The sequence below is a fragment of the Vibrio crassostreae genome (assembly GCF_024347415.1).
GTDB classification, from domain to species: domain Bacteria; phylum Pseudomonadota; class Gammaproteobacteria; order Enterobacterales; family Vibrionaceae; genus Vibrio; species Vibrio crassostreae.
Map to the genome: position 1 here is coordinate 2,799,652 of NZ_AP025476.1, position 13,625 is coordinate 2,813,276.

The window sequence follows — 13,625 nt, forward strand, 5'->3', positions numbered from 1 at the left end:
TTCACTACTGTTCCATCTCTCTCACTTCCGCTAGTGCTCTGTTTAAGTTTTCATTTGCTACTTTGTAGTAAGATGATTTTTTATCGATAGCTTGCTGTAGATATGGAACCGCCTGATCAGGTTTTCCTTGTAAGATTAGGAAGTAGCCAACATTATTCAACGCTTCCGGGGCATCCATGTGCCTCATGAACACGTTGGTTGCCTTTTTAATATCCCCAGAGGCTAAATAAATAAGTGCTAGATTATTCTGAGCTTTTTCATTATTCGGTTCTAACTCTAAGGCTGAACGCGTGTATTGATACGCTTCCTTGTAGTTACCATACATGTAGTGGGAGTAGCCCATATTCAACAAAGCTTTGACTGAGCTTTTATCTATCGTCAGTGACTTTTTGAAGTACTCTTGTGCGATCTGATGCTTTCCGTCAACATCTTCCAATACACCAATCCCCATATAAGCTAATGCTGGGGACATGCTGTCTACCTTCAAACTGGCCACTTCACTTTGACTCAACGCTTGGTAATTTTGGATAGTTTCGCTGCTTTTTAAACGAACCTGGTCTGAATTAATCGCTTTAAAGAAATAGCTTCGACCTTCATCGGTACGGCGTTGCTTGGTATACAAAACACCTAACTGCTCCAATACTTCGGTGTGGGCAGGATTAAAATCTAGCGCTGCTAGGTAAGCTTTCTCGGCCAACGCATAGTTACCGCGAGACGAATGTATTTGGCCAATAGTGAACAAGGTTTTATCGTGAAACTCTTTTTCAGGGAAGGACAAAGAGCGTATATATTCATATAAAGCCAAGTCTATATTGTTGTCTCGCAGAGCAATGTCACCGCGCATAATTGCTTCTTTTTCATTTAGCGGTGGATCATCACTAGTTAAAGAATCGATTGGTTTACCAGAATACAATTCGGCATCAAATTGATTGGTCGGCTCATCCGAAGAAGCACAACCAAGTAACAAAATAGGCAACAGTAGTAGAAGAAACTTATTGTATAGCATCATAAACTTGCTCCCGGCGCAGTTAATGCGTCCATTACGATCAATAGTCCTGGGCCAAGTGCGACAATGAAAAAGCAAGGCCAAATAAATATCAACATAGGGAATAACATCTTAGTCGGTATTTTTGCAGCAATTTCTTCAGCAGCTTGCTGACGTTTATCTCTAAAGTCTTCTGTATAATCACGGAGTGTTTGCGCTAAACTCCCCCCCATTCTCGACGCATGAGAAAGCAAAGAAACCAAACCTTCCAACTCGACTAAACCGGTTCGTTCGATAAGCTGCCTAAGCGCATCAGGCATGGTGACACCCGCTTGGATTTTAGCAAACACAGTCTCTAGTTCATCCGCTAGCTCCGGCTGAGAGACATAGAGCTCAGATGCGACACGTCCAAGGGCAGCATTAAAACCAAGCCCAGACTCGGTACACACAACAAGAAGATCAAGCGCATCAGGGACACCGTTTCTAATTTTTTTCTGACGCTCTTTTTGTAACTTACTCAGTACAATATTTGGCGTAAACGTTCCAAGAAAAACACAGGTCATGATGAGTAAGTTATTGTAGTCTCCACCCAACGATATGTAATAGACCATAAAAGCAGCGACGATACCTATTAAGCTAGATAAAACCTTCAACGCATAGAAAACTGATAATGAACTCTTCTCATGGAACCCAGCATGCATCAGCTTTTCTGAGTAAGTTTCATTATCCTTTTTGTTACCTTTACTTATAAAAGGGCTTAATGATTCAAGCGTATTTGAGAAATCATAGGGTTTGCGGCCACCAACACTTCCCTCTTCAGATATTTGTCTTAGCTTCTTGTCTAAAGGAGATCGAGCTCCTAAAAACAGAAGCCCAACAGTCAATGTAAATAAGACAGTAGTGAGCAAAATCATCGCATAAATAACCACCTGAGAGCTGATCCCAAACTCTTCTAACATCTGCTTCCAGACTTCAATATTGAGTAGTTCCATAAGTTAAATCTCTATGCTGATGATCTTTTTAATCCACAAGGCCCCAATGGCCAAAAGAATAATACCGACACTGACCATCGATAAACCGCGTGGGTCTTTATAAAGTGGCTCGATATATTCGGGACTAGCCACCCGTAATGCGAAAAACAAACCAAAAGGGGATAATGTTAAGATCCATGCTGATAAGCGACTTTCAGCAGAGAGTGTTTTTACCTTCCTTTCCAGTTTAAAACGCGCTCTAAGTACTTCTGATACCTTTTGCAGGTTCTCAGATAAATTACCCCCAGTCTCTTTTTGCAACATTACGGCACTAGAAAAAGCCAACATTGATACAGTGGGTACTCGCTCTGTCATCTGTAAAATCGCTAGACGTAAATCATAACCATAATTAAGTAAGTTATAGGTGTTCTTAAATTCGGTACCTATTGGGTCAGGAAGCTCTTCGCCAACCTCATTAAATGATTGAACGAGCGGTTGCCCTGCTTGTAAGGCACGTCGAATAATATCCAACGCCTCAGGAAGTTGTTCTTCAAATCGAGCCATTCGGTAAGTCACTCGGTTTTGCACAAACAAGTAAGCAATAACCCAAACGAAAATGAATGCCGCGACACTTATGAACCACACTTGGTTGGTCATTATCGATATCAATGAGAGTAATACAGCGCAAAGAGAAATAATCAGTAAGAATCGGCTTAATGCCACTTTCATACCTGCCAGTTCCAACATTTTTTTCAAGCCCGCGAAAAAAGAGATAACGATGAGCTTACGATCCAGCGGGGAGAGTTCTTTGTTATAGTGCTCTTTGAGTAATGACAAACTCTCTGCATCGATATTACGTTGCGTCTCTTTCAAGCGACGAGACAGCTCTTTATGCTTCGCTTTCTTACCTGCAGCAGGTAACAACAACGCTTGGGAAATAAAAAGTACTGCGATAAACAATAGGCCTAATGAAACGCTTACATTGTCCATAATCTCTCCTTAACCTTTGGTCTCACTAAAGAGCTCGAAAGGCAGATCGAGTCCACGTTTGACTAACTGGTCATGGTATTGAGGCACAACCCCCGTTGCTGTGAAATAACCGATAATATTGCCATCTTCATCAATACCTTTACGCTGAAAACGGAATATTTCAGACATCGTAATCACCTCACCTTCCATGCCGTTGATCTCTTGGATACTCACCATGCGACGCTTACCATCTTCTTGGCGTTCCATTTGAACAACAAGGTGGATAGCCGAAGCTATTTGAGCTCGTAAGTTTTTGGTTGATATGTTCCACCCAGCCATTGAGAACATGTTTTCGACACGACTCAAGGCATCACGAGGGGTATTCGCGTGAATGGTGGCAAGTGAACCATCATGACCCGTGTTCATCGCCGCTAGCATGTCAACGGCTTCGCTACCACGTACCTCCCCGACCACGATTCGATCAGGTCGCATACGTAAGGTATTTTTAACCAATTCGCGCTGACTGATTTCTCCTTTCCCTTCAAGGTTGGCAGGGCGGGTTTCTAAGCGAATGACATGAGGTTGTTGAAGTTGTAATTCCGCCGAGTCTTCTATGGTAATAATTCGTTGATCTCGAGGAATAAAGCCAGAAAAGATATTCAGTGTGGTTGTTTTCCCCGACCCTGTTCCTCCGGAGATTAAGATATTTAATTCACCTTTAACCGCAGCTTCGACAAACTTAGCCATCTGAGGAGACACTGAGTCATAGTCAATCAAGTTATCCATAGTCAAACGGTCAACAGCAAAGCGACGGATAGAAACGGAAGGACCATCAAGTGCGAGAGGCGGGATAATTGCGTTAACACGTGAACCATCAACTAAGCGCGCATCTACCATAGGTGACGCTTCATCTATGCGGCGCCCTACTTGGCTTACTATGCGGTCGATAATGTTTCTCAGATGGCGGTCATCAAGAAAGGTATAGGGCGTTTTTTCGAGTTTACCTCTTCGCTCAACGTAAACACTTTTTGGGCCGTTGACCAATATATCTGACACGGTTTGATCAGCTAATAAAGGCTCTAACGGACCAAGGCCAAAAACCTCATCTTCTATCTGCTTGATAACCCGCTTGCGCCCTTCCGCGCTCAATGCATGGCTACCATCTTCAGCCATTAACTGTACGATGGCTTCGTGTAAATCGAGCTTAGCGCGCTCTTTCTCCAAGCTAGAAAGTAATCCTAAATCTAGGGTCTCCAGCAGCTGCTTATGAAAGAAGTGTTTGATTGAGAGCTCCTGCTCTAAAACCTTTCGAGCCTCATCAATCGCCTTCTCCTTTTCAACGCTCGCTTCCGTATTTCGAGAGTGACTAGACGCCTCAACATTGGATAAACGGTCAACAGGATTGGCATCTTCTGAATCATGCGAAATCTGTTCTACTTTTTTTTCAAACTCTGGATTTACATTTTTTCGTTTAAAGAACATCACAATCCCTCGTGTTTACTTTTCATCAACCCATTATGAAAACAACTTTTTCAGCCACCCTTTCTCTTCTTGTTCTGGTGGTGATAGAACATGAGACAAATCGATGATAGAGCGAGTAATAGAGCTTTTCTTTCTCGACTGAACTAAGGGCTGTCCCAAGTTGGCACTCTCCAGCGCAACTTTAAAATCGTTAGGCATAAGGTGTATATTATGATTACCCACCGCCTGCTCTACATCTTTTAACTTAATTGAATGTCGCTTTTCATAACGGTTGAGAATGACCTCTATTGAGTCACTTTGTAAGCCGTACTCAAATTTCAGAGATTTAATTAGTCGGCTTGTGTTTTTTACTGACACTAAGCTCTGTTGCAAAACCAAAAGTACTTTCGTCGCAGGTGATATTGCTGATGCAAACACGTGATCTAAGCCTCTAGACAGATCAATGATCACATAAGGGTAAAAGCGACGCAGAATTGGAAGTAATCTGCCAATTTTCTGAGCCTGTTCGAAATCATCTGCGTTATTCTCATGCTTAAAGCTTAGAACATGGAGACCTGATTCGTGTTTATTTACCAATGACCCCAAAGACATTTCATCCAAATCATTAGAACTGTTGATCGCATCCGAAACACTATAAGTGGGGGTTATGTTCAAATAATCAGGTATCACGCCAAATTGAAGATCGATATCGAGTAAAAGTACTTCGTTAGGATGTTGCGTGGCCATCTCAATGGCAGTATTTAACGCTAAGGTGGTTGCACCCATCCCTCCTTTGGTGTTCAAAAACAAGATAAACTCTCCGTAACTGGAGTTCTCAAGCTTTTCAGAGGCCGTTTTCTTCAAGAGTGGCAGTAGGTCAGATAGGGTCACATTGTGAGACAAAAAATCTGAAGCTCCTAAACGCAGTGCGATTTTTAGTGACCCATTATCACTTTCATCACCGAGCACAACTAAAGACAAGTCCTTGTCTTCTAAAGACAAATCATACCCTTGCAGCTCAACCATTTTTTGCGCCCAATTCCCGTGAGCTTCAACGAAAATAAGCTCTGGAACATCCGCACTTTTTAAGTACTCCTCACTCATTGCCGCAAGAGAAAACGACGTCACATGAACATTTCGGCATTTTTTTAGCTCTTGAGTCATATGCAAATGAAAGGCGTCAGTGCTGTAGACTAACCAAACCTTTAGATTCGTTCTTAAACGCGTCATATCCTTATCGTTTTCATTAGGCGTTATTTTGATCGCTTCCCCCATATATTCATCTCCTTTTAAATAACCGCTTATGGGCACCGATTTTTGATGTCTGTGCCAGCTTCAGCCCTTACCACCCCTAAGCTTTCTGCTGGCAGTATTGTTTCAAACGCAGGGGCTGCAAGAAATCCATTATTTCCTAGAAAGCTTAGGTTACTGATTAACTGAATGCCATAACCCGTAGCCCTAGCACGCACAAATTTAATGGTGCCAAATCCGGGATTAGTCTCGTAACCAGACGTAATTTCACTACCGCTCGCGTCTAAGTAAGCCACTTCTAAATTCGCATTAGTAAACCCAACAAGAGGAATATCATTCACCACCATTCCCGCAATATTATCTCTATCAAGGACGTAGCATACCGTCGCTAATCTAGCGGCCTTCCTCGTCGCCTCACTGACCATTTGCAGCGAAAATATATAGGCACCCAACGCTAAAATGAGAAAGAGCAGTAGAAAAATTAACGATGAGACTAAAGTGAACTCAATAATGGCCAGCCCTTTGATTCGTCTTTTAAGCCTTTTCATCACAATACCCTCATCACCGAAGTGACACTTAACGGAATAGAAAAACTTGTGGCGGATAAAGGAATAGACAGAAACAACGGCACATAGTCATATGTCACGCTGACTCGCACATAGCTGTCAATAGAGGGTGGTGTTACTGTTACATCCGATGTCGTCAATGTAGATAGTACTGCCGTCCCCACGCTGCTCTGACCGTAAACCACCACATTTTGAATCTCCAAAGTTGGTGCAATAGTGCCACCTTTGGTATCGTAAACCTCACTAACAGCATATCGTGCGCCATTTTGTACAGATTTAGAGATAACATTGTAGTGAATCAGAATATTGCCAAGCTCAATCACCAACCCCAAAAAAAACAGTAGCACAGGGGTAGCAATAACCATCTCTACAGCAGCAAAACCACGTTGATGTTTATTAGATAGTGTCATAATTACGACTCCCCGCTATCAGGATCCTTATACAAAACAATCCTGTAAGCCCCTTCGGTTGTCGACTGATTACTACTAGAGCCACCAGTAACACTGCAAGAATGTATAAACTCACCAAAAACGGCGGGTGTACCTGAGTTGTTCGTTGGTGCTTTTTGCAACAAGAAAAAGCAGCCAATTTTATTCACTGTAAAGTCGGTAGAGCCGCCACTTTTACCCGAGCAGTCCACCATAGGTATAGGTAAAATACGACGCCAAGCAACACCATTAGATGCGCACCCAGCACCGCCACTTGCTATACAGGCATTGGTATCTAACTTATATTGAGCGTAATCGTAGCTATCATCGAAAGTGATCTCTCCGGTATTGGCATCAATCGTTATTTCATTGGTAGGTTCTGTGGTCACATAATCTGAAGGGTAATCAGATGCCGATAATCCACCGCCATAATCACCAAAACGAGTATTTAAGCCATCGCCTGTTGGACCAACCGTGCCGCCAGGTTTGGTTGTTATATCTTCACCAATTTTAACTGGCTGATCATAACTACCACCTAAGCCTTCTTTGATTGTGTTACCACCAGAACCAAAGTCCAGCAGGTGATAATTACCATTACCCATTTCAGATAGGCTACTGTCTCCAACCTTCAAGGCGTGAACGGTTCCAACTTCATAACCGAACACATTGGTTATCTCTTCACCGGTTTCGTCATGATAACCATCTTCATTAACATCATTATCAGAAGTACCATCACCAATACACACTCCAATGGGTACAACATTATTATAAGCTAGGCCTGAACTCGGTCCTGCGACAGCACTTGCCGATACCACTTTTTCAAGGCCAAACAGTTGAATAAAGAATTCGTCCATTTCTAGTGCATCTACGCGAACACGCACATAAACATCATCATTTGCACCAAAAGTTGCGCTGCCAGTAAAGTCCTGTGGATCATTGGAATAATCAATACCTATAGAAGCGGTAGAGAAATCAATTTCTTGGTTCCCGGTTGAAGCCGCCATGGCATTAAGTGCCGTACCCACTTCTGCGTCTACAGCGTCTTTATCTTTACTATTGTCTAATATGGTTGCGGCAGCCAACGCTGCAGAGTCGACTGCATTTTGTAAGCGCGTTTTATTCACGACCATATGATTTATGTCTATAGCTAGCGCTGAGACAGCTAGAAAAACCAGCAAAGCAGCAGTAATCATCACCGCAACTAAGCCTTGTTGTTTTTTAGGGCTTTGTGATACTCGATACAACATATGAGTACCTCCAGATTTAGTTAAAATCTTCTAAGATCTGGCTACTACTTCCGGACAGATCATTTTCACCTCTGCCAACATATCTGTCGTAACCAGTCTGCATCCGCTCCCCTGTACCATCAGGTACTTCGAGTAAATTCTCTTGGGTCGCATTAGGGTTATACGTTTGCTCTGTTTTCACTAGTGCTACCGAATGCCCTAAACGAGCATCGTTCGCACAGCCAACCAATAACATTGCGAGAAAGATCATCATTATTTTAGTCATATCTATCCCCTTATAAATCATGGCCAAATGAGCCTTCGCTACCACCATCGGTCGGTGATATATCCTGTGAAGCTTGAGATTGTTCTGAATCAGATTCAGACGGTTCAGCGATGTAAGCGCTTCGGCCTAACAAGTAATATTCCAAATCATTAGGATCAACAAAGGCATCAGTTGGTAACGTTACTTTCGTTCGGTCAATAGGTTTAGCGAGTCGAGGAGTAACAAGAATAACGAGCTCTGTTTCACCAGATACATACTCTTGGCTATTGAAAAGCTGACCTAAAATCGGCACATCGCCAAAGCCTGGCATCTTGTTACTAATGTCCCTAACATTCTCACTCAACAACCCCGCAATACCGATGGTTTGACCGTCGGCTAACTCAAGCGTCGACGATGCACTTCTTCGGGTAATTGGAGGGATAAAGTAAGTCGCATTGGTGGTACCAGGATCAATCGTTAACGAGCTACTATTGGCAATCTCACTCACATCAACCGCTAAGTTTAGGTTGATTTTTTTGTCACTCAGTACCGTTGGGATGAACTTTAAACCCACACCATATTCTTTATATTCAATGGTAATACCATCTTCGTCAGGCACCGGAATGGGAAATTCTCCCCCCGCTAAAAACTCAGCCTTTGAACCGCTTAGCGCGGTTAAGTTCGGTTCAGCCAAGACTTTTGCCACACCATTTTGTTTTGCTACGTCCAATGCGAAAGTAAACAATGTATTGCTATCAATGAAAGAACCTAAAATGCCGTAATCGGTAGAGGTAGGAATATTGAAAATTGGGGTTGCACCTAACACTCCGGCAGGGACTGAAGACGCCCCCCAAGAAAAGTCAGACCCACTGGTTTGGAAGAAATGGAAGTTCGCATCAAACTTTCTTACCAAGCTTCTTTGAACCTCAGCAACCGTCACCTCTAACATGACCTGCTGAGCCCCTCCGATCGACATTAAATTAATAACACCTGTCGCTGCAGCTTGTTCACTTCCGCTTTCTTTTGATGCGTCAGCAGCCTGCCCTGACGAATAGGTTTCTGCGATTCGCATCGCCACATTCATTTGTTGTTGGTTGCTGACCTGACCGCTCAATAATAGACGGTTCTGCGCACTGTGCACTTCGATAGTTTCATCAGGAAGGAACTCATATAATTTAGCTTTAAGGCTATTAAGATCATGAGTAACCTCAATGTTAATAGACTCAATCAACCGACCTCGAGAATCCCAAGCCATTAGGTTTGTCGCACCTAATTTTTTACCAATTAAAAACACTTCATTTGATTTTAAAATTACAATATCTAAAACTTCAGGATCACCAAGAGAAACCTTCGCCGCTTTTCCCGACAGCACGACATGCGTAGATTTATGATGTGGAACCGTGACTGTTTTTCCCGTTTGTAACGCCGCAACACTGGCCGTCGAAATACAAATCAGGCTCAAAACACACGCAATTAATATTCTCATATTTCACCTCAATCCTTGACGCGCACATTAGATGTTTCTGTACCTTTGATAATGGTGACACTTGGTCTAGGCACATATCGACGAACCACTTTTTTCTCAACTTCATGTGGGTTTCTCAAAGTCAGCTGAATATCGCCTTTGCTTTTAGCCGTGAGAAGTTTCTCTGCCTCTTTCGGCGTCATCTCAAGTGTTACCGCTCGTACAATAATCGGACTGTTTTCTTTCGTTTTAGCCGTTTGGTCAACAGCCAAAACCTTAATGTCTTTTAATACTGTTTGAGTCGCTGCAGAATTTTTTCCGTAAGAAACGGTATTGAGAATATCAACCTTGTTACCCGGTAATAAGAAACCCGCCACACCAATAACATCATCAACACGTATCGTTACCGCACGTTTATTTTCAGGGATAAGAGCTGCAAGCGTTGACCCTTCTCCTGGTACAGTAAATCGTAACTTGTGAAGCACCTCTCCCGTATAGACAGTATTCGCAACAACCTTGCCAATCAGCTCTGCTTTATCCGAATAGTTATTTTCATTAATCCAATCAACTTCCATCAATCTGGTGGTTAAAAACTGCTCCTCGATAATAGTTCCGGCTTCAATTTCTTGTGATGCGACAACAACGGGGTGACGCTCGACCGTTTCAACTTCAACGGTTGGCTGAACTTGATCATCCATCCACTGCTTAGCAAAAAATACAGCCGCTAAGCCGAATACTACGGACAGTAAAAACAGTAGGAAAACTTGACTCTTATTCATTATTCTCTTCCTCGTGTCCATCAGAGGTAAAATAAACTTCCCATGCCATGGAAAGAATATCGAATGTGATAACAGGTGGTAGCTGCTCAAACGAAAGAATATCTTTGCTTATACCAACGAGATCTTTCGGTAAACATGGGAAAAGTGGCACCTTAAGCAGCGTGTGCATTTGAGACAAACGCTCAAAAAATCCGTCTTGAAGCTCGACCTCTTTATCAGCAACGACGCTCATCCATAAAGCTTCATAATCTCGCTGATTAAGTGGCTTGAATTCAATCTTGTAACCTAAACGACGTAAAAAGGCAGGATCGCTTATTTTCTTGGGGTTTAGATTGGTAGAAAAGGCAAGGGTTAATACAAATGGCATCGTTATCTGCTGACCATTAGGCAGCGACAAATAGTCGAATGAGTACTCCATCGGTACAATCCAACGGTTAAGAAGCGCATCCACCGGCATGGGCTGACGACCAAGATCATCAATGACAAAAATCCCATTATTTGCCATCATTTGAACTGGTGCTAACCAAACTCGACTATTTTCTGAATGATTAACTTCAAGCATATCCATTGTCAGTTCACCCCCAACTTGGATATTTGGCCTTTCACAATTAAGCCAACGCTTGTCGTACTGATCTTTGAGGGAAATGCTTTGATCGCTGCCGTTACTATCCAACGGTTTATGATGTTGCGCCGAGAACACCTTGATAATGTTACCTAATGCATAGACTGCATAAGGAATAAATACAGAGGTGTGCAAAGCATTCACAATACGGCTCGCGACAAATGTTTTACCAGTACCAGCGTGCCCATATAACAACAAAGCACGTCCAGAATTGATTGCAGGCCCTAGCACTGAAATCATTTTATCGACACCATATACATCATCCAGTGCTGCTTCGACATGTGGCCGAGTCACTAGCTCTGCTCTCAGGTCTTGCTGCTTTACAACATCACTATATTGGGTAAGTGAAACAGGTGCGGGGCCTAAATAAGCATCACGTTTAAAGGCAAGATCAGCTTCTTCCAGCCCTTTCTCAGAAAGGGAGTAACGGACATGACTATGGGATACTGATGATAGAGAAAGATCTGAGGTAGGCTGAAATACCTCAATTAACGACTTCTTCCTTAAAACGGCCAGAGCACTTTCCACAATATGGGTGACAACACACATATAATTAGAGAGTTCTAATACATCCGACTTAGGGTAAGCAGACAAATGCTTGAGTACGAGGTTTTCAATAACGACTTCAGGAACACCCAACATATCAATAGATGTAGGAACGGCCGGGGCTGAAATTTGAGGCTTCAAAGTTGTTGGAGCAGTACGCCCTATAATATCCATATATTATTCCTCTCCACAAAGCTAACCAACAACAGGTTTAAGTAAAGTAGCTATACATCGCTAATCCCATGACAACAGAGGGTGCAAAAGGCATCGTCACCTTATTTGAATACCTAGCGTGCAAACTAGTACTTTCATTTGATACTGGTGCTACTCCACCAAGCACAATTAGCTTATTTTCAAAATAGCCTTTGATACTAAGACTGTTCGAGTTGGAAAAGTTATATAGCAAGTAGAAAGTCCCGATCACTCCAGCAGAAAGTAAGATAAAGTACGATGCATCAAGTAGTTGTCCCCACCCAAGATACATCCCTACAATACCTAATAGCTTCACATCTCCTGCAGACATAGCTCTTAAAAAATATAAGAGTAATCCAAAACAAAAAAACACCACGAATCCAACTAAGGACATTAAAAAAACATCAAAGGTGTAATTGCGGTCAAACATTGATAAAAAGTACACAAACAAAAACAGTATCAATATTTTGTTTGGTATACGATGTTTCTCAACATCGTATACCGAAACTGCAATTAGCAACGCCCAAAAAACTGAAGGCTCATTAATCATATATTCAATTCATACACTCGAAAAAATGCTCTGGATTTTGCTAAGTAAGGCTGTCGCCATCCCAGAAAAAACCAATCCTATAGCAATGACAAGTAACGCAGCAGCGATAATGTAGGCAACCGAAGTCAGCCCTCTTTGCTGTCTCACTCCTTTTCGATCATAAACCATTGACGATTGTATTGAGTTTAGCTGCCAGTGTAGTCCCTAAACCAGAAAATACGGTTGTTAAACCTAATACCAATAAAGCTGCACCGATTACATACTCGATTACAGTCAACCCTTCTTCATCTTTCATGAATTCTTTACAATTATTCAAAAACTTATCCATGAGAACCTCTCCTTGATTTACGTATCAGGCTTTGTTTACCTGTAAACTAAATCTAGAGGTGAGAGATATATTAGGTTAGGATTTTCTTGCCATTTACTTGCACTTTTTTGTGGTACTTCTAATCTAATTATTACGCATCTTAATTTATCTATTTTTAAACTCGAAGTTGAATATGAAATAGAGTTGGTATTTATATGAAAGTAGTCACACCTTTATTATCAGATAAAGACAGTGAATTTAACGCTGTTATTATCAATAAAATAAACCACTACTTCCCCATTGAAAATTATAAGCAAGATATATCTATAATCAGTAACTTAGATGTCAGACTGGTATTTTTTATCTTGAATAGACCGGATAAACTTCAACTACTTACAATGGCATTATCTATTTGTGAAAACTTGAACAAGCGAATAGTCATTATTTGCTCGGACCAGTTACCTAATATCGTTCGAAATCATAAGAATATATTTTTCATTATCGAAACAAACAGCAATCATCTGACCAGTACATTCGAAGAACTTAAGCGTAAAACACAGCATATCTTCGAATCCCACTTCGATCTCGACAGAGACATAAATAACAACAATCAACTGCCTACCAAATTGTTTACTTCTGAGGTTGTTAACTATGTTATGGATAACATAAACAAAGAAATCAGAGAAACGGAGATCGCCGAGAAGTGCCATTGTTCAACAACCTACTTTTCGAAAAAGTTTCATCTACACTTTGGGGTAAGCTTTAGAGACTTTGTTTGTGACAAAAGAGTTCTACTAGCTAAAAAGTTGATTGAGGCGGATACCGAGTCAAAAATTGCTGTAATTGCCTATCAATGTGGATACAAGGATGTGTCGTATTTTTCGAGAATTTTTAAGAAAAGGACAGGTGTAACCCCGGCAAGTTACAGGCGTGCCTGCACAGATAACAGAAAACGCTAATTTTACTCCCTAAAAGAAAAAATCATGGTACATTTAACATGATTTTAACAAAAATAACTTAGCGAAAAACATGGAGTTAGACA

The 13,625-nt window shown here is 41.7% G+C and carries 15 protein-coding genes; 1 reads left to right on the plus strand and 14 read right to left on the minus strand.

Annotation, left to right across the window (positions count from 1 at the left end; translation table 11 throughout):
• Positions 1-4: 4 nt before the first annotated feature.
• From OC193_RS12430 to OC193_RS12495, 14 genes are all read right to left on the minus strand, one after another.
• Positions 5-1,009 (minus strand): tetratricopeptide repeat protein, encoded by a 1,005-nt coding sequence (locus OC193_RS12430; protein WP_019824863.1) that lies wholly within the window; start codon positions 1,007-1,009, stop codon positions 5-7.
• Positions 1,006-1,977, minus strand: a complete 972-nt coding sequence (locus OC193_RS12435; protein ID WP_048664541.1) for a type II secretion system F family protein — start codon at positions 1,975-1,977, stop codon at positions 1,006-1,008. The genes OC193_RS12430 and OC193_RS12435 overlap by 4 nt, the downstream gene beginning before the upstream one ends.
• A gap of 3 nt (positions 1,978-1,980) precedes the next feature.
• Positions 1,981-2,946, minus strand: a complete 966-nt coding sequence (locus OC193_RS12440) for a type II secretion system F family protein (protein ID WP_019824860.1) — start codon at positions 2,944-2,946, stop codon at positions 1,981-1,983.
• A gap of 9 nt (positions 2,947-2,955) precedes the next feature.
• A complete protein-coding gene (locus OC193_RS12445; RefSeq protein WP_048664540.1) occupies positions 2,956-4,407 on the minus strand; it encodes a CpaF family protein in 1,452 nt (483 codons plus the stop codon).
• 33 nt (positions 4,408-4,440) lie between these two features.
• The gene (locus OC193_RS12450; RefSeq protein WP_048658131.1) at positions 4,441-5,661 is read right to left on the minus strand and encodes an AAA family ATPase; all 1,221 of its coding nucleotides are present in this window, start codon (positions 5,659-5,661) and stop codon (positions 4,441-4,443) included.
• Between the two features lie 26 nt (positions 5,662-5,687).
• Complete coding sequence (locus OC193_RS12455; protein ID WP_048658132.1) at positions 5,688-6,185, minus strand: TadE/TadG family type IV pilus assembly protein; 498 nt, start codon at positions 6,183-6,185, stop codon at positions 5,688-5,690.
• Positions 6,185-6,613, minus strand: a complete 429-nt coding sequence (locus OC193_RS12460) for a TadE/TadG family type IV pilus assembly protein (RefSeq protein WP_019824856.1) — start codon at positions 6,611-6,613, stop codon at positions 6,185-6,187. The genes OC193_RS12455 and OC193_RS12460 overlap by 1 nt, the downstream gene beginning before the upstream one ends.
• Before the next feature lie 2 nt (positions 6,614-6,615).
• Positions 6,616-7,878, minus strand: a complete 1,263-nt coding sequence (locus tag OC193_RS12465) for a pilus assembly protein TadG-related protein (RefSeq protein WP_048658133.1) — start codon at positions 7,876-7,878, stop codon at positions 6,616-6,618.
• A 16-nt stretch (positions 7,879-7,894) separates the two neighbouring features.
• Positions 7,895-8,191: a hypothetical protein gene (locus tag OC193_RS12470; RefSeq protein ID WP_170960817.1), complete on the minus strand. Its 297-nt coding sequence runs from the start codon at positions 8,189-8,191 to the stop codon at positions 7,895-7,897.
• Positions 8,154-9,608 (minus strand): type II and III secretion system protein family protein, encoded by a 1,455-nt coding sequence (locus tag OC193_RS12475; RefSeq protein WP_048605622.1) that lies wholly within the window; start codon positions 9,606-9,608, stop codon positions 8,154-8,156. The genes OC193_RS12470 and OC193_RS12475 overlap by 38 nt, the downstream gene beginning before the upstream one ends.
• Positions 9,609-9,616: 8 nt before the next feature.
• Positions 9,617-10,366 carry a Flp pilus assembly protein CpaB gene (gene cpaB, locus OC193_RS12480; protein WP_048664539.1) on the minus strand — a complete coding sequence of 250 codons (750 nt, stop codon included), beginning with the start codon at positions 10,364-10,366 and terminating at the stop codon, positions 9,617-9,619.
• The gene (locus OC193_RS12485; RefSeq protein WP_048658135.1) at positions 10,359-11,708 is read right to left on the minus strand and encodes an ATPase AAA; all 1,350 of its coding nucleotides are present in this window, start codon (positions 11,706-11,708) and stop codon (positions 10,359-10,361) included. Before OC193_RS12485 ends, cpaB begins: the two co-directional genes overlap by 8 nt.
• A gap of 37 nt (positions 11,709-11,745) precedes the next feature.
• Positions 11,746-12,276: an A24 family peptidase gene (locus OC193_RS12490; RefSeq protein ID WP_048658136.1), complete on the minus strand. Its 531-nt coding sequence runs from the start codon at positions 12,274-12,276 to the stop codon at positions 11,746-11,748.
• 157 nt (positions 12,277-12,433) lie between these two features.
• Positions 12,434-12,604: a Flp family type IVb pilin gene (locus OC193_RS12495; protein WP_004734461.1), complete on the minus strand. Its 171-nt coding sequence runs from the start codon at positions 12,602-12,604 to the stop codon at positions 12,434-12,436.
• 194 nt (positions 12,605-12,798) lie between these two features.
• Here OC193_RS12495 and OC193_RS12500 point away from each other — a divergent pair, with 194 nt between their 5' ends.
• Positions 12,799-13,542 (plus strand): helix-turn-helix domain-containing protein, encoded by a 744-nt coding sequence (locus tag OC193_RS12500; RefSeq protein ID WP_048664538.1) that lies wholly within the window; start codon positions 12,799-12,801, stop codon positions 13,540-13,542.
• Positions 13,543-13,625 lie beyond the last annotated feature (83 nt).

Bases quoted from the DNA above. Each gene is read 5' to 3' on its own strand.
- OC193_RS12455 (WP_048658132.1), bottom strand. From the start codon at position 6,185: ATGAAAAGGCTTAAAAGACGAATCAAAGGGCTGGCCATTATTGAGTTC.
- OC193_RS12465 (WP_048658133.1), bottom strand. From the start codon at position 7,878: ATGTTGTATCGAGTATCACAAAGCCCTAAAAAACAACAAGGCTTAGTT.
- OC193_RS12495 (WP_004734461.1), bottom strand. From the start codon at position 12,604: ATGGATAAGTTTTTGAATAATTGTAAAGAATTCATGAAAGATGAAGAA.
- OC193_RS12470 (WP_170960817.1), bottom strand. From the start codon at position 8,191: ATGGTGGTAGCGAAGGCTCATTTGGCCATGATTTATAAGGGGATAGAT.
- OC193_RS12490 (WP_048658136.1), bottom strand. From the start codon at position 12,276: ATGATTAATGAGCCTTCAGTTTTTTGGGCGTTGCTAATTGCAGTTTCG.
- OC193_RS12450 (WP_048658131.1), bottom strand. From the start codon at position 5,661: ATGGGGGAAGCGATCAAAATAACGCCTAATGAAAACGATAAGGATATG.
- cpaB (WP_048664539.1), bottom strand. From the start codon at position 10,366: ATGAATAAGAGTCAAGTTTTCCTACTGTTTTTACTGTCCGTAGTATTC.
- OC193_RS12475 (WP_048605622.1), bottom strand. From the start codon at position 9,608: ATGAGAATATTAATTGCGTGTGTTTTGAGCCTGATTTGTATTTCGACG.
- OC193_RS12460 (WP_019824856.1), bottom strand. From the start codon at position 6,613: ATGACACTATCTAATAAACATCAACGTGGTTTTGCTGCTGTAGAGATG.
- OC193_RS12500 (WP_048664538.1), top strand. From the start codon at position 12,799: ATGAAAGTAGTCACACCTTTATTATCAGATAAAGACAGTGAATTTAAC.
- OC193_RS12430 (WP_019824863.1), bottom strand. From the start codon at position 1,009: ATGATGCTATACAATAAGTTTCTTCTACTACTGTTGCCTATTTTGTTA.
- OC193_RS12435 (WP_048664541.1), bottom strand. From the start codon at position 1,977: ATGGAACTACTCAATATTGAAGTCTGGAAGCAGATGTTAGAAGAGTTT.
- OC193_RS12445 (WP_048664540.1), bottom strand. From the start codon at position 4,407: ATGTTCTTTAAACGAAAAAATGTAAATCCAGAGTTTGAAAAAAAAGTA.
- OC193_RS12440 (WP_019824860.1), bottom strand. From the start codon at position 2,946: ATGGACAATGTAAGCGTTTCATTAGGCCTATTGTTTATCGCAGTACTT.
- OC193_RS12485 (WP_048658135.1), bottom strand. From the start codon at position 11,708: ATGGATATTATAGGGCGTACTGCTCCAACAACTTTGAAGCCTCAAATT.